This window comes from Streptomyces sp. NPDC059355 (genome assembly GCF_042752335.1).
GTDB lineage: Bacteria > Actinomycetota > Actinomycetes > Streptomycetales > Streptomycetaceae > Streptomyces.
The window spans coordinates 24170-42080 of the sequence record NZ_JBHYXN010000009.1 but is presented as its reverse complement, the minus strand read 5'-3'; the positions used below and the strand labels follow the sequence as shown (position 1 = coordinate 42080).

The following is a 17911-nucleotide window of genomic DNA, read 5'->3' as shown; positions in this document are numbered from 1 at the left end:
CGGCGCAATACGAAAATGTGGCCCCCTGTGCGAGGGGGCCCCACTTATTCTCCCCAAACGGTGTGCACGGCACAGGGGAGGAGAGCGTCATGCGGGGACTTCCGCCGGCGGCGCGCCCCGATCCCGTGTGGGCCGTCGTCTTCTGCGCCGTCCTCGCGGCATCCGCCTGCGCCGCCCCGGCCTTCGCCGATTCCGGCACTCCCTGGCCCGCCGTCGCGCTGCTCGCCGCCCTGTACCTCGGCGGTGAACTGGTCAGGATCTGCCCGCTGCCGGGCAAGCGGGTCCCCGAGGGCATCGGCTCGTTCTTCCCCGTGCTGCTCGCCGCCGTCTTCCTGCTGCCGCCGGCCGCCGCCGCGCTCGTCGCGCTGCCCGGCGGGTTCGCGCAGGCGGTGGTCCGCAGGCCCGCTCGGGTCCGGCGTGTGTGGCACGCGGCGCAGCAGGCCCTCGCGGCCTGGGCGGCGGGGCGGACGTTCGGGCTGCTGGGCGGCGGCCCTTCGCCCGGCTCCCCTTCCGCCCCGTTCGCGGAGCTCCCGCACTTCCCGTACGCGCTGCTGCCCGCGGTGGCCGCGGCCGCCGCCTTCTGCCTCGTACTGACCGCCCTCGACGCGGGCGTCCTGGCCGCCGCCGAACGCCGGCCCCTGAGCACGGCATGGCGCGGACCGCTCGGCCGCTCCCTGGTGCCGCACTGCGTGCACGGCCTCGCCGGGCTGATGATGGCCGTCCTGTGGCGCAGCCCGTACGGGCTCCCGGCCGCGCTGCTCGTCCTGCTGCCGATGTACATCTCCTGCTGGGTCTTCGCCCAGTACCACCGGGAACGGGCCGCCCACCAGGCCACGATCCGGGCCCTCGTCCAGGCCGTCGAGCTGAAGGACCGCTATACGCGCGGCCACGGCGAGCGCGTCGGCCAGGCCTCCGCGATGATCGCCCGCGAGCTGGGCATGGACGGGGACCGGCTCGAAGTCGTCCGCATCGCCGGGATCCTGCACGACGTCGGCAAGCTGGGCGTCCCGACCCGGCTCCTGCGCAAGGACGGCCCGCTGACCCCGGAGGAGCGGCGGATCATCGAGCTGCATCCCGAGTACGGGCACGAGATGGTCCGCGGCATCGGCTTCCTGGGCGAGGCGCGGTCCGCGATCCTGCACCACCACGAGCGGGTCGACGGCTCCGGATACCCGTACGGGCTGACCGGCGAGCAGATCCCGGTGCCGGCCCGGGTGGTGGCGGTGGCCGACGCCTTCGACGCGATGACCTCGACCCGCTCGTACAGCCGGGCCCGGCCGGTGCCGGTGGCCCTGGCCGAGCTGGAGCGGTGCGCGGGGGCCCACTTCGACCCGGTGATGGTGCACGCGCTGGTCGAGGCGATCGGCCGGGAGGGCTGGCATCCGGTGGTCACGGCGGACGAGGACGAGCTCCAGGTGATCCCGGCCGGTTCCGCCCCCGGCCGGGCGGCGGCGCCCGCCTCCGCGGCCCCGGACCCCGGCGGGCCCGCGCTGTCCGGGCTGCCGGCCCAGGGCGCCCGGACGCGCGTACGGACCGTGGACCCGCCGAAGGGGCCGGAACCGGACGGCGGGAGCGGGACGTGAGGGGCGCCGTCGCCCGGGGCGCGGTCGTCTGGGGGGTGCGCGGGGCCGCCGTGCTTCTCACCCTGGCCGGGCTCGGGCACACCCTGTGGAACGGCCTCGTCGAACCCGGCACCGCCCTGGCCTTCGGTGCCCTGATCGCCTGTGGCGAGCTCGCCCGCCGCGACACCCGGGACGCCGGGGGCGCACGCGGCCCCCGTGATGCCCGTGACCCCCGTGACTCCTGGGGTACCTGGGCCGCCGCCGCAGCCGCACCGGACGCCGCAGACGACCGCCAGCCCGCACCCCTGGCCTTCGCCGGGGCCCTCGCGTACGCCCTGCTCGGCCCGGACGCCGCCGAGCCCACCCACCACGGGGTGCTCCAGATCGTCACGGTCGTCGTCGCCGCGGCCCTCGCCGGGATCGTCCCGCACATCGCCCGCGGCCGCGCCCCCGCCGCCGACCACCTGGCCCGGCGGGTCCTCACCGTCGCCTTCGCCGCCGTCTGCTTCCAGCCGCTCTACAACTCCGGCCGTCTGGAGGACGGGATCGGGCAGGGCCCGTACCTCGTCCTCTTCCTGCTCCTCCTGCTCGGCCTCACCGCCCTGTGCGACGCCGTGCTCGCCGCCGCCCTGGCCCGCGCCCGCACGGGCTGGCCGTACGGTCCCCTGCTCCGCGACGAGCTGCGCGCCCAGCTCGGCATCGGCTCCGCGATCTGCGCCACCGGGGTCGTCATGGCCCTCGGCGTGGCCGTCGCCGGCCTGTGGGCCCTGCCCGTCTTCTGCCTGCCCCTGCTGCTGACCCAGCTCTCCTTCCACCGGATCACCGCGATCCGCACCACCTACCGCCAGACCATCACCTCCCTGGCCCGGGCCACCGAGATCGCCGGGTACACCCGCCCGGGGCACTCCCGCCGGGTCGCCGCCCTGAGCTGCGCCGTCGGCCGGGAGCTGGGCCTCTCGGAGCGGGAGCTCACGGTGCTGGAGTACGCCGCCCTCATGCACGACATCGGCCAGCTCTCCCTCGTCGACCCGGTCCGGTCCGGGGCCACCGCCGGGCTGCCGGCTGCCGAGGCCCGCCGGATCGCCGCGCTCGGCGGGGAGGTGGCCCGCCAGACCGGGGTGCCCGCCGAGGTGGCCGTCATCGTGGAGCGGCAGGCGGACCCGTACCGGGAGCAGCCCGCCCTGGCGCGCATCGTGCGGGCGGTCAACGCGTACGAGGACCTGCTCGGCGGGCCCCGTCACCCGGGTGGCCCCCTCGCGGCCCTGGAGCAGCTGCGGCTGGGCACCGGGCGCGACTACCAGCCGGAGGTCGTGGAGTGTCTCGCGAGGGTTCTGGCCAGGGGCGGACGTGACAGAGTTGTTCCCGTCCCACCTGGGTAACCCATGGGTAATGAGCGGCCGTCCGAGTGGGCATGGTTGGATGCCAGTAGGAGTGTCCGTGAGGGTGTCCGCAAGGCTGCACCGTTGGACCGGCAGGCGGGAATCGTGAGGATCTTCGGGAAGGTACGGCATCGGCCCTCCGCTTCGTGGCGGCAGGCCACCGACCGCGCGTTCACGCTGATCGGCGACGGGCGGTACGAGGACGCGGGTGCGCTGCTGACCAGAGCCGCGGACCTGGAGCCCTGGCTGTCCGAGTCCTGGTTCAACCTCGCCCTGCTGCACAAATTCCGGCACGACTGGGAGCAGGCCCGGGCCGCGGGGCTGCGCGCCGTGGCCCTGCTGGACCGCGAGACCGGCGCCCCGGACTGGTGGAACGTCGGGATCGCCGCGACCGCGCTGCAGGACTGGCCGCTGGCCCGCCGGGCCTGGCAGGCGTACGGGCTGAAGGTCCCCGGGGACCCGCACGGCTCGGGCACCCACCCCGCGAAGGGCAGCGGCGAACCGGTCGGCATGGAGCTCGGCAGCGCCGCCGTACGGCTGTCCCCGGAGGGGGAGGCCGAGGTGGTCTGGGGCCGTCGGCTGGACCCGGCCCGCATGGAGGTCCTGTCGATCCCGCTGCCCTCCTCGGGGCGGCGCTGGGGCGAGGTCGTCCTGCACGACGGGGTCCCGCACGGCGAGCGGGTCACCGCGGCCGGCCCCTCCTACCCGGTCTTCGACGAGATCGAGCTGTGGGCCCCCTCGCCGGTGCCGACCTGGGTGGTGCTGCTGGAGGCGGCCACCGAGGAGGACCGCGATGCGCTGGAGCAGCTGGCCTCCGACGCGGGCTTCGCCGCCGAGGACTGGTCGTCCTCGGTGCGACTGCTGTGCCGGACCTGCTCGGAGAGCGTGATGCCGAGCGGCGAGGGCGACGGGGAACACCTGGACCCGCACGACCACAGCGAACCGGGGCACCCCGGTCCGCTGGGCCACCGCACGAACGGGTCCGGTCCGCTCTGGGTGCCCGAACGCGAATGCGGGATCGCGGCGCCGGCCGGCCTGGTGCGCGGACTGCTCGACGGCTGGGTCGCGGACAGCCCGGACACCCGTGAATGGCGGGATCTCGAAGAGGTCTGCTGACCCGGCACCGTAGGCTGTACCGGCACATTGTGAACGGGTGGACTTACGGAAGGCTTACGGCGGACATGGCGCAGCAGGAGAACGAGGTCGTCGAGATCGTCAACGACGGGTACGTCGTGGACACCGAGGACGGTGAGGCGCGCGAGCTCGCCCACCGCGAGCGCGGCACCGCCCGCCCGATCACGGTGGTCGGCAACCCCGTCCTGCACCGTGAGTGCAAGGACGTCACCGAGTTCGGCGACGAACTGGCGCAGCTGATCGACGACATGTTCGCCAGCCAGAAGGCCGCCGAGGGCGTGGGCCTGGCCGCGAACCAGATCGGCGTGGACGCCAAGGTCTTCGTCTACGACTGCCCGGACGACGACGGCGCGCGCCACACCGGTGTCGTGGTCAACCCGAAGCTGGTGGAGCTGCCGGCCGGTTCCCGCGTGCTCGACGACTCGAACGAGGGCTGCCTGTCGGTCCCGACCGCGTACGCCTCGCTGGCCCGCCCGGACTACGCCGAGGTGACCGGCCAGGACGCGCAGGGCAACCCGATCAAGGTCCGCGGTACGGGCTACTTCGCGCGCTGCCTCCAGCACGAGACGGACCACCTGTACGGGTACCTGTACATCGACCGCCTCTCGAAGCGGGACCGCAAGGACGCCCTCCGCCAGATGGAAGAGGGCACCCCGCGCTACGAGACCGTCCCGAACGCGTAGCCCCGACCGGCCCCGGGTGCGGCTAGGCGCGGCCCAGCAGCACCCGGAGGTCCTCCGGGAGGGGCATCGGCGTGAACAGCCCCGCGGCCGTGCGCCCGGTGTTGCCGTACGGCACGCGCCCGGTCGCCGACCCGGCCCCCGCCACCAGGATCCGCACCACCTGGCCCACCGCCTCCGCCCGGTCCCGGCAGCGCACCGCGAGCCGGAACATGTGCCAGTGGGCGCGGGTGTGGGGCCAGGCCCAGGCCTGGGAGATGATGTGCGCCCGCTCCAGGGCGTCCCACATGGCGGCGGTGTCGGGCGCGCAGTCGCGGGCCCGCAGCAGCTCGGCCTCGAAGGCCGCGCGCACGGCGGCCGGCATGGTCTTCGGCGTGCATGCGGTGATGCAGGTCTTCAGTACGTTTCGCATGCGTCAACGGTGCGGCCGAAGGCCCCGCCGGCGCTTGAACGAACCTGCTACATCCACTGGATGGTGCGGGTGAAGTCCGACGGCGGGATCCCGAACATCCGCCGCCACACCCGGCTGAAGTGGGCCCCGTCGGCGAAGCCCGCGCCGTGCGCCGCATCCGTCAGGGAGTGCCCGCGGGAGGCGAGTTCGGCGGCCCGCATCAGCCGCAGCCACAGCACGTACGGGCGGAACGGCAGCCCCAGCTCCGCCCGGAACAAGTGCGCGAGGCGGCTCTCCGACAGGCACGCCACCTCGGCCGCCTGGGACAGCCGTACGCCGTCCCGCCCGGGCAGCCAGGCCAGCACCCGCGCCAGCCCCGGATGCGCCGCAGCCTCCGGCAGCGGGCCACCGGGGAGCAGGGAGTCCAGCGCGCAGGCCGCCTCGAAGGGGTCGGCGGGCAGGGAGCCGGCGACCGGTACGAGGTCCCCCGCGTCCCCCGCCGGCGAGGCGAGCAGGCGGCCGGCCGAGGAGAGCGGGTCGTAGTGCAGCACCACCCCGCGCGCGGTGCCCGCCAGTACGGAATGCCGTACCCCGGCCGGGACCACGTACGCCCGGCACCGCAAGGGTTCCCCGTCCGGCCCGGCCATCAGCAGCCCGTCCCCGTCCAGCGCGGCGATGACCTGCACGGAGTGGTGCGCGTGCGCGGTGGCGGACCCGACGGCGCCCCCGTACAGCAGGCCGCCGGGCCGCAGCCGGGCCCGCCCGGCCCACCCGGTCACGGACATGGCGAAGCGCCCCCGCCCGAGAACCCGGAGGACCGGGTGTTGCTCCCCATGGGCGGGGACGCTATCAAGTCGTACCGGCGGTGGCCGACGGGACTTAGAAGTCCTCGTCCAGGTCGACCGTGCCCTCGACCGCGACCTGGTAGGCCGACGGGCGGCGCTCGAAGAAGTTCGTCAGCTCCTGCACACCCTGCAGCTCCATGAAGGAGAACGGGTTCTGCGAGCCGTACACCGGCGGGAAGCCGAGGCGGACCAGGCGCTGGTCCGCGACGCACTCCAGGTACTCGCGCATCGACTCGGTGTTCATGCCCGGCAGGCCGTCACCGCACAGGTCGCGGCCGAACTGGAGCTCGGCCTCCACGGCCTCCTTCAGCATGTCCGTGACCTGCTGCTGGAGGGCGTCGTCGAAGAGCTCCGGCTCCTCCTTGCGGACGGTGTCCACGACCTCGAACGCGAAGTTCATGTGCATGGTCTCGTCGCGGAACACCCAGTTGGTGCCGGTGGCGAGGCCGTGCAGCAGACCGCGCGAGCGGAACCAGTACACGTACGCGAAGGCGCCGTAGAAGAACAGCCCCTCGATGCACGCCGCGAAGCAGATCAGGTTCAGCAGGAAGCGGCGGCGGTCGGCCTGCGTCTCCAGCCGGTCCAGCTTCTCGACCTCGTTGATCCACTTGAAGCAGAACTGCGCCTTCTCGCGGATCGACGGGATCTCCTCGACGGCGTCGAAGGCGGCCGCGCGGTCGTCCGGGTTGGGCAGGTAGGTGTCGAGCAGCGTCAGATAGAACTGGACGTGCACGGCCTCCTCGAACAGCTGGCGCGACAGGTAGAGGCGCGCCTCCGGGGAGTTGATGTGCTTGTAGAGCGTCAGCACCAGGTTGTTCGAGACGATCGAGTCACCCGTCGCGAAGAACGCGACCAGACGGCCGATCATGTGCTGCTCGGCCGGCGTCAGCTTCGCCAGGTCGGCGACGTCCGAGTGGAGGTCGACCTCCTCGACGGTCCAGGTGTTCTTGATCGCGTCCCGGTAGCGCTCGTAGAAGTCCGGGTAGCGCATGGGGCGGAGAGTCAGCTCGAAGCCCGGGTCGAGCAGGTTCTTCTTTGCGGTGGAGCTCATTACTGGCAGGCCTCGCAGGACTCGGGGTTCTCAAGGGAGCAGGCCAGCGCTTCCGCGGCCGCGGCCTCGGCGGCGGCGTCGGCCAGGGGGAGCGCTGCGGGGGTGGCCGCCTGGGCGGCGCGGGCGATCTTCGTCGCCGGGCGCGAGCGCAGGTAGTACGTGGTCTTCAGGCCCTGCTTCCAGGCGTACGCGTACATCGAGGACAGCTTCCCGATGGTCGGCGTCTCCAGGAACAGGTTCAGCGACTGCGACTGGTCGAGGTACGGCGTACGGGCCGCCGCCATGTCGATCAGACCGCGCTGCGGGATCTCCCACGCCGTGCGGTACAGCTCGCGCACCTCGGCCGGGATCCAGCCGAAGCCCTGGACGGAGCCGGACGAGTCGCGCAGCGCCTCGCGGGTCTGGGAGTCCCACACGCCGAGCTTCTTCAGCTCCTCCACCAGGTAGCCGTTGACCTGGAGGAACTCACCGCTGAGCGTCTCGCGCTTGAAGAGGTTGGAGACCTGCGGCTCGATGCACTCGTACACGCCGGCGATCGAGGCGATCGTCGCCGTCGGCGCGATGGCCAGCAGCAGCGAGTTGCGCATGCCGGACTCCGCGACGCGGGCGCGCAGCGCGTCCCAGCGCTCGGGCCAGTTCAGCTGGACGTCGTAGTGGTCCGGGTGCAGGACGCCGCGGGCGGTGCGGGTCTGCTCCCAGGCCGGGAGCGGGCCGCTGCGCTCGGCGAGGTCGCAGGAGGCCTCGTACGCGGCCAGCATGATGCGCTCGGAGAGCTTGGTGGACAGCGCCTTCGCCTCGGGGGAGTCGAACGGCAGCTTCAGCTTGAAGAAGACGTCCTGCAGGCCCATCGCGCCCAGGCCCACCGGACGCCAGCGGGCGTTGGAGCGGCCGGCCTGCTCGGTCGGGTAGAAGTTGATGTCCACGACGCGGTCGAGGAAGGTGACGGCCGTACGGACGGTCTCGTCCAGCCGCTCCCAGTCGATCTCACCGGTCTCGGTGAGGACGAACGCGCCCAGGTTGACCGAGCCCAGGTTGCAGACGGCGGTCTCGCCGTCGTCGGTGACCTCGATGATCTCGGTGCACAGGTTCGAGGAGTGGACGACGCTGCCCGGCTCGGCGGTCTGGTTCGCCGTGCGGTTGGAGGCGTCCTTGAAGGTCATCCAGCCCTGGCCGGTCTGCGCGAGGGTGCGCATCATCCGGCCGTACAGGTCGCGGGCGGGCATGGTCTTGCGGGCGAGGCCCGCGGCCTCGGCCTTGTGGTACGCGGCGTCGAACTCGTCGCCCCACAGGTCGACCAGCTCGGGCACGTCGGCCGGGGAGAACAGCGACCAGTCGGCGTCCGCGTTCACGCGGCGCATGAACTCGTCCGGCACCCAGTGCGCCAGGTTCAGGTTGTGCGTACGGCGCTGGTCCTCGCCCGTGTTGTCGCGGAGCTCCAGGAACTCCTCGATGTCCGCGTGCCAGGTCTCCAGGTAGACCGCGGCGGCGCCCTTGCGGCGGCCGCCCTGGTTCACGGCGGCGACGGAGGCGTCGAGGGTCTTCAGGAACGGCACGATGCCGTTGGAGTGGCCGTTCGTACCGCGGATCAGCGAACCGCGGGCGCGGATGCGCGAGTACGAGAGACCGATGCCGCCGGCGTGCTTCGACAGACGCGCGACCTGGTGGTAGCGGTCGTAGATCGAGTCGAGCTCGTCCAGCGGGGAGTCCAGCAGGTAGCAGGAGGACATCTGCGGGTGCCGGGTGCCGGAGTTGAAGAGCGTGGGGGAGGACGGCAGGTAGTCGAGGCGGCTCATCAGCCGGTAGAGCGAGGCCACTTCCTCGACGGCCTGGACACTGTCGTTCTCGGCGAGGCCGCAGGCCACGCGGAGCATGAAGTGCTGCGGGGTCTCGATCACCTGGCGGGTGATCGGGTGGCGCAGCAGGTAGCGGCTGTGCAGGGTGCGCAGACCGAAGAAGCCGAAGCGGTCGTCGGCGCCCTCGGCCAGCGTGTGGTCGACCAGCGCGTCCAGGCGGTTCGCGTGCAGCGCCACGAACTCGGCGGTGCGGTCCGCGATCAGGCCCTCGCGGTGGCCCACCGCTACGCAGGAGGAGAAGGAGGTGGCCCCCTGGCCGGCGGCTTCCTCGGCGACGGCCAGCGTCAGCAGCCGGGCGGCGAGCCGGGAGTACGCCGGGTCCTCGGAGATCAGACCGGCCGCGGCCTCCGTGGCCAGCCCGCGCAGTTCGGCCTCGTCGGCGGCGGCGCTGCGCCCGCGGAGCGCGGCGGCGGCGACCCGGCCCGGGTCGGTGTCGGGGAGGTCGGCCGTCAGCTCGGTGAGGGTACGCAGCAGTGCGGCCCCAGGTCCCCCGGTCTCGATTCCGGTGTCGGACGGGTCGGACTCGGCGCGCGGTGCGGAAGGCGCGATGGTCACGGGGGGAGCTCTCCCTCGCTCGGCTCCGGGACACCTGCGGTGCGGGCGCGAGCGGGCGCGTGCGGGCATGACGGGGCAGCACCGCGCGGCGTCCACCGGCCCAACCGCGAGGCCCGGACGTATCGACACCCGGTTCGGTCGAGCCGGGCGTACTGTCGGCAGGTCATCGGACTTGCGGTGACACCAATGGGTGTACTTCATACCGTTGCGGGACAGTTCCGGATTCGCACCGGATTCCCCTGCGACGACAGCGAGGACGAGCATACATGTGGGGGCCCCTTCATGCGCGACCCCCTAGATGTTGTGTCGGCGTGGCTACAGTTCGAGACCGTACGTGCGCAGAGGGAGGCCGGGGACGGGCTCCCAGTCCCGTTCCGGCGTGCGCACGAAACCGAGCCGTTCGTAGATCCGGTGGGCGCCGGCCATGTCGTCCGTGGTGGACAGCACGAGGCGCCGTACGCCCTCGACGGCCCGGGCGCGGTCCGCGCAGGCCCGCACCAGAGCCTCCCCGGCGCCGCGCCCGCGGCCCTCCCGGGCGACGGCCAGCATCCGGAACTCGGCCTCGTCGGGTCCGGCGATGTCGCACAGCGGGCTCCCGGGCGCGGCGAAGGCCACCCCGCCGAGGAGCCGGCCGTCGCCCGTCGCGGCGACGAGTATCACCCCGTCGGCGGCACGCCCGGCCACGTCGCGCAGCCGAGCGAGGTACGGGTCGTCCTCGCCGAACGTCAGGAACCCGTCCCCGAGGTAGGCCTGCGCGGTGATTTCCCCGAGCGTCCCGTACTCCGCCGCCAGAGCTTCCCTGATCACGATGTCCATGCGGTCGAGTGTGCCGGACGGCTGCCGGTGCCCGGCGCTGTCGTCGGAGACGGCACCGTCGAGGAAGGCGAGCGAGGCATGACCGTGATGCCCGACCGGCCCCACATGACGACCGCAGTGTTCGAGCACCTCGCCCGGATAGCGGCCCGCGAGGAGGAGGGGCTGCGACTGGAATTCATCGGTGGGGTGCTGAGGAGCAAGGCAATGACGGTCGGGGACCACGGGACGGGCGGATCATTCTGTGGTTGACGCGGATCTGCATCCGGCACCACCCGGGCTTCTGGCTGCACCCAGGGCAGGGAATCAAGGCAGAGCAGTACCGGGAGGGCCGTGCCATTCCGGACGGCGTACTGGCGCACGAGGACGCGTTCGTCGGGCAGGGCGACTGGGTGGACCCGGGCCCGATCCTGATGGCTGTCGAGGTGACCTCGTGGGACTCCGATACCGAGCGGCGAGACCGGATCGAGAAGCCGCGTGCCTACGCGGAGACCGGCATCCCCGTCCACCTGCTCGTCGATCGGCTCAAATGCCAGGTTCTCGTCCACAGTGACCCGGATGGCGCCCGCTACGAGACCGTACGCACGGTGCCGTTCGGCAGGGAAGTCCGGCTCCCGGACCCTGTCGGCATCACCCTGGATACCGAGCCCCTCAAGGACTGGGTGCGCTGACCCGCACGACGTGAAGGGGCTCAGCCGGTGACCGGCGGAGCCCCTTCACGTAAGTCCTCAGCAGCAGCGGAAGCCCTCGCGGGGGTCCGCCTCGCGGGAGTCCGTGCGGGCGCGTTCGAAGGCGCGGCGGGTCATGACCTGCGCGTCCGGGTCGTGCGTACGGGCGTGCGCGACGTAGCGCTCGTACGCCGCCTCGCCCGAGAACTCCCGTACGAAGAACCGCGCCTTCGCCAGCGCCGCGCGGACCCCGCTCACGCCACCGGCTCCTTCACGCGGCCGCCGCCCGAGTCCAGGCCTGCGGCGGCGAGCTCCGCCCGCTCCTCGGGCGTCGCGATGAGCCCGGCCGGGGCGATGATCTTCGATTCGGTCCACGGGACCTCGGACAGCCTGACCGCCTCCGGGTTGCCGGCGGCCTTCAGGCAGGTCCGCGCCGCGTCCAGCAGCACGATGACGATCAGGATCGCGAACAGCGCCGACAGCGCGCCGTCTACCGTCGCGTTCGTGACGATCGTGTGCATCTCGCCCATGTTCTTGGCGGGCGGCAGGACCTTCCCGGCGTCGATCCCGGTCTGGTACTTGTCGCGCTGCGCGAAGAAGCCGACCTTCACGTCGTCGGAGAACACCTTCTGGTAGCTCGCGGTCAGCGTGACGGCCACGTCCCAGGCCAGCGGGACGCCGGTCACCCAGGCCCACTTGAGCCGGCCGGACTTGACCAGCAGCGTGGTGCAGACGGCCAGTGCCACCGCCGCCAGCAGCTGGTTCGCGATCCCGAACAGCGGGAACAGCTGGTTGATGCCGCCCAGCGGGTCCTTGATGCCGACCCACAGGAAGTAGCCCCAGCCGCCCACGACCACCGCGCTCGCCAGCCACACGCCCGGCTTCCAGCTGACGTCCTTGAAGGACTTGTGCACGTTGCCGAGGGTGTCCTGGAGCATGAACCGGCCGACCCGGGTACCCGCGTCGAGGGTGGTCAGGATGAACAGGGCCTCGAACATGATCGCGAAGTGGTACCAGAACGCCTTCAGCCCGGCGCCGCCGACCACGGAGGAGAAGATCTCCGACATTCCGAGTGCGAACGTCGGCGCCCCGCCCGTACGGGACAGCAGGCTGGTTTCCTCGACGTCCTTCGCGGCCTGCGCGAGGAACTCGGGCGAGATGGCGAAGCCGAAGTTCGTCACGGCCTGCGAGGCGGTCTCGACCGTGGTGCCGACGACACCGGCGGGGGAGTTGACCGCGAAGAACAGGCCGGGCTCGATGATGCAGGCCGCGATGATCGCCATGACGGCGACGAAGGACTCGGTCAGCATCGCGCCGTAGCCGATGACCCGGACCTGGGTCTCCTTCTGGATCATCTTCGGGGTCGTGCCCGAGGAGACCAGGGCGTGGAACCCGGACAGCGCCCCGCACGCGATGGTGATGAAGACGAACGGGAACATCGACCCGGCGAACACCGGCCCGTCCCCGCGGGCGGCGAACTCGGTGACCGCGGGCATCTTCAGGGTCGGCATGGCGACGACCACGCCCACGGCGAGCAGCGCGATGGTGCCCACCTTCATGAAGGTGGAGAGGTAGTCGCGGGGCGCGAGGAGCATCCACACCGGCAGCACCGAGGCGATGAAGCCGTACGCCACCATCCAGAGGACCAGAGTCTCCTTCTCCAGCGTGAAGGTGCTCGCCAGCGAGGAGTCGGCGACCCAGCCGCCGGCGACGATGGCGAGCAGCAGCAGCGCGACGCCGATGACGGAGATCTCGGTGACCCGGCCCGGGCGCAGCACGCGCAGGTAGAAGCCCATGAAGAGGGCGATCGGGATGGTCATGCCGATGGAGAAGACACCCCAGGGGGAGTGCGCCAGGGCGTTGACGATGACCAGGGCGAGCACGGCCAGCAGGATGATCATGATGGCGAACACGGCGACCAGGGCGGCGGCTCCGCCGACCGGGCCGATCTCGTCCCGCGCCATCTGGCCGAGCGAGCGGCCGTCGCGGCGGGTGGAGAAGAAGAGGGTGACCATGTCCTGGACGGCGCCCGCGAAGATGACGCCCGCGACGATCCAGATGGTGCCCGGCAGGTAGCCCATCTGCGCGGCGAGCACGGGGCCGACCAGCGGGCCGGCGCCGGCGACGGCGGCGAAGTGGTGGCCGAACAGCACGCGGCGGTCGGTGGGGTGGAAGTCGACACCGTTGTCAAGGCGTTCGGCGGGGGTGGCCCGCGTCTTGTCGACCTTCAGGACCCGGTCGGAGATGAAGCGCGCGTAGAAGCGGTAGCCGATGGCGTACGAGCCCAGCGCGGCGGCGAGCAGCCAGGCGGCCGAGATCTCCTCGCCGCGCGAGAGGGCGAGGATGCCCCAGCCGAGGGCCCCGACGAGGGCGACGAGGACCCAGACGGCGACGGACTTCGGGTTCATGCCCCCCGACGCCCCTGGGTCCTGCGGCGCGGAAGGCGAGTCCGCCGCCGTGTCCGGACTCGCCGCGTTCCGTTCTGTACCTGTTGCTTCCGGTTCCGGCATGATCCTCGTCCCCTCGTTGATCATCTGCGTAAGCGCAGGGAATCTACGGGGGCCCGCCCGGTGAACGTAAGCCCCCGTCCGCATAGCGGAACGAGAGTCAACTACGAATCAGACGGCGGGGCGCTGGAGTCGGGCGACGAACTTGTAACGATCGCCGCGGTACACCGAGCGGACCCACTCGACCGGTTCGCCGTCGGCGTCGAGGGAGTGGCGGGAGAGCATCAGCATCGGCAGGCCGACGTCGGTGCCCAGCAGGCCCGCCTCGCGCGGGGTGGCGAGGGAGGTCTCGATCGTCTCCTCGGCCTCCGCGAGCCGTACGTCGTACACCTCGGCCAGCGCCGTGTAGAGGGAGGTGTACTTCGCCAGGGACCGGCGCAGCGCGGGGAAGCGCTTGGCCGAGAGGTGGGTGGTCTCGATGGCCATCGGCTCGCCGCTCGCGAGGCGCAGCCGCTCGATGCGCAGCACCCGGCCGCCCGTGGCGATCTTGAGGAGTCCGGCCAGGGTGTCGTCGGCCGTCACGTATCCGATGTCGAGGAGTTGGGAGGTGGGCTCCAGGCCCTGGGCCCGCATGTCCTCCGTGTACGAGGACAGTTGGAGGGGCTGGGAGACCTTCGGTTTCGCGACAAAGGTGCCTTTGCCCTGAATGCGCTCCAGCCGTCCCTCGACGACGAGCTCCTGGAGAGCCTGGCGCACGGTGGTGCGGGAGGTGTCGAATTCGGCCGCGAGCGTGCGCTCCGGCGGCACCGGGGTGCCCGGGGGCAGTGTCTCGGTCATGTCGAGCAAGTGCCGCTTGAGTCGGTAGTACTTGGGCACCCGCGCCGTGCGAGTGGCTGCCCCGCCTTCCGGCTCGGTGGTCGCCCCTTCGGTGGACATCGCCGCCCGCCTTCCCGACTCCAGTTTCGCTGCCGTCACCGGCTCCTCCGATATGTGCGGTCACATCGTGACACGGGTGGGAGGGCAGGCCTCCTCCCTCCCCCAGGTGTCGGTCCGGTAACGGACCGATCACCCGCTCATTAGACCCTTGACACCCCTAAAGGTCTAGGCCAAGCTCCGGTTACTGGTCTAAACCAATATGGATCAGATCCCGGCCCCACGGCAGTACTTGGTACGTCACCGCGGCGGGCGAGGGAAGTGCAGAGCATCCCTGAGGAGGGTGGCGTGAAGCGCAAGCTCATCGCGGCGGTCGGAGTCGCGGGCATGGTGATCGGCCTCGCGGCGTGCGGTGGCAACGACGGCGACGACAAGGGCAAGACCGACGCCGGCGGCGCCAAGGAGATCACCGTCTGGGTGATGGACGGCTCCGCCCCGAAGGCCTGGATCGACGCCGTCAACGCCGAGTTCTCGGCCAAGCACCCGGGTGTCACGGTAAAGGTCGAAGAGCAGCAGTGGAAGGGCATCCAGGAGAAGGTCACGACCGCCCTCTCCGAGAACACCCCGCCGGACGTCCTCGAGCTCGGCAACACCCAGACCGCGGGCTACGCCGTCACCGGCGGCCTCGCCGACCTGACCAAGGACAAGGCCAAGCTCGGCGCCGACGCCTGGCAGAAGAGCATGCTCGCCTCGGCCGAGTACGACGGCAAGCTCTACTCCGCCCCCTGGTACGCGGCCAACCGCGTCGTCGTGTACGACAAGAAGGCCTACGCCAAGGCCGGCGTCACCCCGCCGGCCACCCGCGACGAGTGGATCGCCGGCCTCGACAAGCTGAAGGCCGCGGACCCCGCCTCGCAGCCGATCTACCTCCCCGGCCAGAGCTGGTACGTCCTCGCCGGCTTCATCTGGGACGAGGGCGGCGACCTCGCCGTCAAGGACGGCGGTAAGTGGAAGGGCGGCCTCGGCACCCCCCAGGCCGCGTCCGCGATGGAGTTCTACAAGAAGCTCCAGGCGTACTCCACCGCCCCCAAGGACAAGGACGAGGCCACCCCGCAGCAGTCCACCGACGTCGTTCCCAAGGGCGGCGTCTCCTCCTGGATCGGTCTCGGCTGGGAGGCCGGCGGTGCGGAGAAGGCCCTGAAGGACGCGGGCAAGGAAGCCGACTTCGGCTTCTTCCCGATCCCGGGCAAGACGGCCGACAAGCCGGGCACCGTCTTCCTCGGCGGCTCGAACCTCGCCGTCGCGGAGCGCTCCAAGAACAAGGAGCTCGCCAAGGAGTGGCTGGCGCTGGCCGCCGGCAAGGACCAGATGACGAAGTACGCCGCCGAGACCAAGGGCGCGCTGCTCCCGAACCAGGCCGGCGCGAACTTCACCCCGGCCGCGGGCTCCTTCGCCGAGGCCATGGGCAAGGGCGGCGTCAACGGCCGCATCACCCCGGTCACCCCGGGCTGGGCGAACGTCGAGACCGAGCCCAACCCGCTCAAGGAGTTCATGACCAAGGTCCTGAAGGGTGAGGACGCCGCCAAGGCGGGCGCGGACGCGGACAAGGAAATCGCGAGCCGCATCAACAAGTAGCACGTAGCACCGGGGGTGCGGCCGGCGCCCACGCGCCCGCCGCACCCCCGGTCGCGCATTGACAGACCTGTGCGACGCCCGACCGCAGCCGAGGTAACCAAGACATGACCGTGCACTCCCAGGGAGCGGTGACCGCTCCACAGGACGCACCACCGAAGTCCGCCGGAGGGCAGCAGACGCCGCCCACGACCAAGGGGGCCGGCCCGTCGGCTCCGCGCCGGGGCAGAAAGCCGCTTCCCGCGGGCTGGCTGCCGTACCTCCTGATCGGACCCGCGGTCCTCAGCCTGGCCACGCTGCTGCTGTACCCGCTGATCAAGAACGTGATCCTGTCGTTCCAGAAGGTCGACAAGATCGAGTTCATCCAGCGGAAGGCACCCTTCAACGGGGTCGAGAACTACACCCAGCTGCTGGGCGACGCGCACTTCTGGACCGTTGTCGTCCGCACCTTCGCCTTCACCGCCGCCAACGTCGCGCTGATCATGCTGATCGGCAGCCTCGTCGGCATCCTGCTGAACCGCCTCGGCAAGTGGATGCGCCTCGTCCTGTCGATGGCCCTGGTGATGGCCTGGGCCATGCCGATCGTCGCGTCCGTCACCGTCTTCCAGTGGCTGTTCGACGAGCAGTTCGGCGTCATGAACTGGGTCATGCGCACCCTCGGCTTCACCGGCTACGAGCAGCACAACTGGTTCGAGTCCGGCTTCTCCACCCTGGTGATCGTCACGGTCCTGGTGGTGTGGGGCTCCGTCCCCTTCGTCGCCCTCAACATGTACGCCGGCCTGACCACGGTCAGCGGCGAACTGTACGAGGCCGCGCGGATGGACGGCGCGAACGGCTGGCAGACCTTCTGGCAGGTCGTCTTCCCGAACCTCAAGCCGTTCTTCACCGTCACCACGTTCCTCGAGGTGATCTGGGTCTTCAAGGCCTTCACCCAGGTGTACGCGATGAACCGCGGCGGCCCCGACCGCGGCTCCGAGACCCTGCCCGTCTTCGCCTTCGTCGAGGGCCAGAGCCAGGGCCACTACGCGCTCGCGGCAGCGATCTCCGTCCTGACGATCGTGATGCTCGTGATCGTCATGTCCTTCTACTTCCGCCTGATCCTGAAGCAGGAGGAGGAGCAGTGAGCACCACCACCGCCCCGAAGCCCGCACCCGCCGCGCCGCAGCCCGCGAAGCCCGCACAGCAGCTGCGCAAGCGCCGCCCGCTGCGCCCCGCCACGGTGGCGAAGAACCTGGGCGCGCTCGTCGTGGCCGTGGTCTTCGTCTTCCCGGTCTACTGGATGTTCTCCTCGGCGCTCAAGCCGTCCGGGCAGATCCTCTCCAAGGCCCCCGTCTTCGTCTTCACCCCGACGCTGGACAACTTCACCAAGGCCACGGGCGTCGAGCTGTTCTGGACGTACGTGACGAACAGCCTGCTCGTCACCGTCGGCGCCGTCGCGCTGGCCCTGGTCGTGGCCCACGCCGCGAGCTTCGCCATCGCCCGCATGAAGTTCAAGGGCCGCAAGGGCCTCGTACTCGGCGTGATGATGGCGCAGATGGCCCCCTGGGAGGTCATGGTCATCGCGATGTACATGATCGCCCGCGACGCCGAGATGCTGAACAGCCTCCCGCTGCTGACCGCGATCTACTTCGTGATGGTCCTGCCCTTCACCATCTGGACCCTGCGCGGCTTCATCGCCGCCGTCCCGGTGACGCTGGAGGAGGCCGCCCAGATCGACGGCTGCACCCGCGGCCAGGCCTTCCGCAAGGTGATCTTCCCGCTGCTCGCCCCCGGCCTGATGTCCACCTCGCTCTTCGGCTTCATCACCGCCTGGAACGAGTTCGCGATGGTCCTGATCCTCAACAAGGACAAGACCGCGCAGACCCTGCCCCTGTGGCTGACCCAGTTCCAGACCGCCTTCGGCAACGACTGGGGCGCCACCATGGCCGCGTCCTCGCTGTTCGCGGTCCCGGTCCTGGTGATCTTCGTCTTCCTCCAGCGCAAGGCCGTCGGCGGCATGACCGCCGGCGCAGTGAAGGGATAACGCCG

15 protein-coding genes, 1 pseudogene and 1 riboswitch are annotated in these 17911 nt (G+C 71.2%); of the genes and pseudogenes, 8 read left to right on the top strand and 8 right to left on the bottom strand.

Features of this window, described 5'->3' with window-relative positions:
* Positions 1 to 89: 89 nt before the first annotated feature.
* From ACFXGI_RS11215 to def, 4 genes are all read left to right on the top strand, one after another.
* Positions 90 to 1583, top strand: a complete 1494-nt coding sequence (locus ACFXGI_RS11215; protein WP_384705164.1) for an HD-GYP domain-containing protein — start codon at positions 90 to 92, stop codon at positions 1581 to 1583.
* Positions 1580 to 2941 (top strand): HD-GYP domain-containing protein, encoded by a 1362-nt coding sequence (locus tag ACFXGI_RS11210; protein ID WP_384705163.1) that lies wholly within the window; start codon positions 1580 to 1582, stop codon positions 2939 to 2941. Before ACFXGI_RS11215 ends, ACFXGI_RS11210 begins: the two co-directional genes overlap by 4 nt.
* A 105-nt stretch (positions 2942 to 3046) precedes the next feature.
* On the top strand, positions 3047 to 4057 hold the full coding sequence (locus ACFXGI_RS11205; protein ID WP_229336581.1) for a hypothetical protein: 1011 nt from the start codon (positions 3047 to 3049) through the stop codon (positions 4055 to 4057).
* Positions 4058 to 4122: 65 nt separating this feature from the next.
* Complete coding sequence (gene def, locus ACFXGI_RS11200) at positions 4123 to 4758, top strand: peptide deformylase (protein ID WP_384705162.1); 636 nt, start codon at positions 4123 to 4125, stop codon at positions 4756 to 4758.
* Between the two features lie 22 nt (positions 4759 to 4780).
* On the opposite strand, the gene ACFXGI_RS11195 is transcribed toward def, so the two are convergent.
* The 5 genes from ACFXGI_RS11195 to ACFXGI_RS11175 form a co-directional block, all read right to left on the bottom strand.
* The gene (locus tag ACFXGI_RS11195; protein WP_384705161.1) at positions 4781 to 5167 is read right to left on the bottom strand and encodes a DUF3703 domain-containing protein; all 387 of its coding nucleotides are present in this window, start codon (positions 5165 to 5167) and stop codon (positions 4781 to 4783) included.
* Positions 5168 to 5214: 47 nt separating this feature from the next.
* Positions 5215 to 5931: a helix-turn-helix domain-containing protein gene (locus tag ACFXGI_RS11190; protein WP_384705160.1), complete on the bottom strand. Its 717-nt coding sequence runs from the start codon at positions 5929 to 5931 to the stop codon at positions 5215 to 5217.
* A gap of 94 nt (positions 5932 to 6025) precedes the next feature.
* Entirely contained in the window at positions 6026 to 7042 is a 1017-nt protein-coding gene (locus tag ACFXGI_RS11185) for a ribonucleotide-diphosphate reductase subunit beta (protein WP_384705159.1), read from the bottom strand.
* The gene (locus ACFXGI_RS11180) at positions 7042 to 9450 is read right to left on the bottom strand and encodes a ribonucleoside-diphosphate reductase subunit alpha (RefSeq protein WP_384705158.1); all 2409 of its coding nucleotides are present in this window, start codon (positions 9448 to 9450) and stop codon (positions 7042 to 7044) included. The genes ACFXGI_RS11185 and ACFXGI_RS11180 overlap by 1 nt, the downstream gene beginning before the upstream one ends.
* A gap of 139 nt (positions 9451 to 9589) precedes the next feature.
* Positions 9590 to 9731: riboswitch (cobalamin riboswitch) on the bottom strand.
* 34 nt (positions 9732 to 9765) lie between these two features.
* The gene (locus ACFXGI_RS11175; protein WP_384705157.1) at positions 9766 to 10266 is read right to left on the bottom strand and encodes a GNAT family N-acetyltransferase; all 501 of its coding nucleotides are present in this window, start codon (positions 10264 to 10266) and stop codon (positions 9766 to 9768) included.
* 78 nt (positions 10267 to 10344) lie between these two features.
* Here ACFXGI_RS11175 and ACFXGI_RS11170 point away from each other — a divergent pair.
* Positions 10345 to 10934: pseudogene (locus ACFXGI_RS11170) on the top strand (Uma2 family endonuclease).
* 57 nt (positions 10935 to 10991) lie between these two features.
* Here the strand turns inward: ACFXGI_RS11170 and ACFXGI_RS11165 are convergent.
* The 3 genes from ACFXGI_RS11165 to ACFXGI_RS11155 form a co-directional block, all read right to left on the bottom strand.
* Entirely contained in the window at positions 10992 to 11189 is a 198-nt protein-coding gene (locus ACFXGI_RS11165; RefSeq protein ID WP_384705156.1) for a CstA-like transporter-associated (seleno)protein, read from the bottom strand.
* Positions 11186 to 13339, bottom strand: a complete 2154-nt coding sequence (locus ACFXGI_RS11160; protein WP_384705155.1) for a carbon starvation CstA family protein — start codon at positions 13337 to 13339, stop codon at positions 11186 to 11188. Before ACFXGI_RS11160 ends, ACFXGI_RS11165 begins: the two co-directional genes overlap by 4 nt.
* A gap of 210 nt (positions 13340 to 13549) precedes the next feature.
* On the bottom strand, positions 13550 to 14314 hold the full coding sequence (locus ACFXGI_RS11155; RefSeq protein ID WP_030153577.1) for a GntR family transcriptional regulator: 765 nt from the start codon (positions 14312 to 14314) through the stop codon (positions 13550 to 13552).
* Between the two features lie 285 nt (positions 14315 to 14599).
* Between ACFXGI_RS11155 and ACFXGI_RS11150 the strand changes: the two genes are divergently transcribed.
* From ACFXGI_RS11150 to ACFXGI_RS11140, 3 genes are all read left to right on the top strand, one after another.
* Entirely contained in the window at positions 14600 to 15886 is a 1287-nt protein-coding gene (locus tag ACFXGI_RS11150) for an extracellular solute-binding protein (protein WP_384705154.1), read from the top strand.
* 104 nt (positions 15887 to 15990) lie between these two features.
* A complete protein-coding gene (locus ACFXGI_RS11145; RefSeq protein ID WP_384705153.1) occupies positions 15991 to 17007 on the top strand; it encodes a carbohydrate ABC transporter permease in 1017 nt (338 codons plus the stop codon).
* Between the two features lie 80 nt (positions 17008 to 17087).
* Positions 17088 to 17906 (top strand): carbohydrate ABC transporter permease, encoded by an 819-nt coding sequence (locus ACFXGI_RS11140; protein ID WP_384705297.1) that lies wholly within the window; start codon positions 17088 to 17090, stop codon positions 17904 to 17906.
* Positions 17907 to 17911 lie beyond the last annotated feature (5 nt).

Bases quoted from the DNA above. Each gene is read 5' to 3' on its own strand.
- ACFXGI_RS11215 (WP_384705164.1), top strand. From the start codon at position 90: ATGCGGGGACTTCCGCCGGCGGCGCGCCCCGATCCCGTGTGGGCCGTC.
- def (WP_384705162.1), top strand. From the start codon at position 4,123: ATGGCGCAGCAGGAGAACGAGGTCGTCGAGATCGTCAACGACGGGTAC.
- ACFXGI_RS11195 (WP_384705161.1), bottom strand. From the start codon at position 5,167: ATGCGAAACGTACTGAAGACCTGCATCACCGCATGCACGCCGAAGACC.
- ACFXGI_RS11190 (WP_384705160.1), bottom strand. From the start codon at position 5,931: ATGTCCGTGACCGGGTGGGCCGGGCGGGCCCGGCTGCGGCCCGGCGGC.
- ACFXGI_RS11185 (WP_384705159.1), bottom strand. From the start codon at position 7,042: ATGAGCTCCACCGCAAAGAAGAACCTGCTCGACCCGGGCTTCGAGCTG.
- ACFXGI_RS11175 (WP_384705157.1), bottom strand. From the start codon at position 10,266: ATGGACATCGTGATCAGGGAAGCTCTGGCGGCGGAGTACGGGACGCTC.
- ACFXGI_RS11160 (WP_384705155.1), bottom strand. From the start codon at position 13,339: ATGAACCCGAAGTCCGTCGCCGTCTGGGTCCTCGTCGCCCTCGTCGGG.
- ACFXGI_RS11155 (WP_030153577.1), bottom strand. From the start codon at position 14,314: ATGTCCACCGAAGGGGCGACCACCGAGCCGGAAGGCGGGGCAGCCACT.
- ACFXGI_RS11145 (WP_384705153.1), top strand. From the start codon at position 15,991: ATGACCGTGCACTCCCAGGGAGCGGTGACCGCTCCACAGGACGCACCA.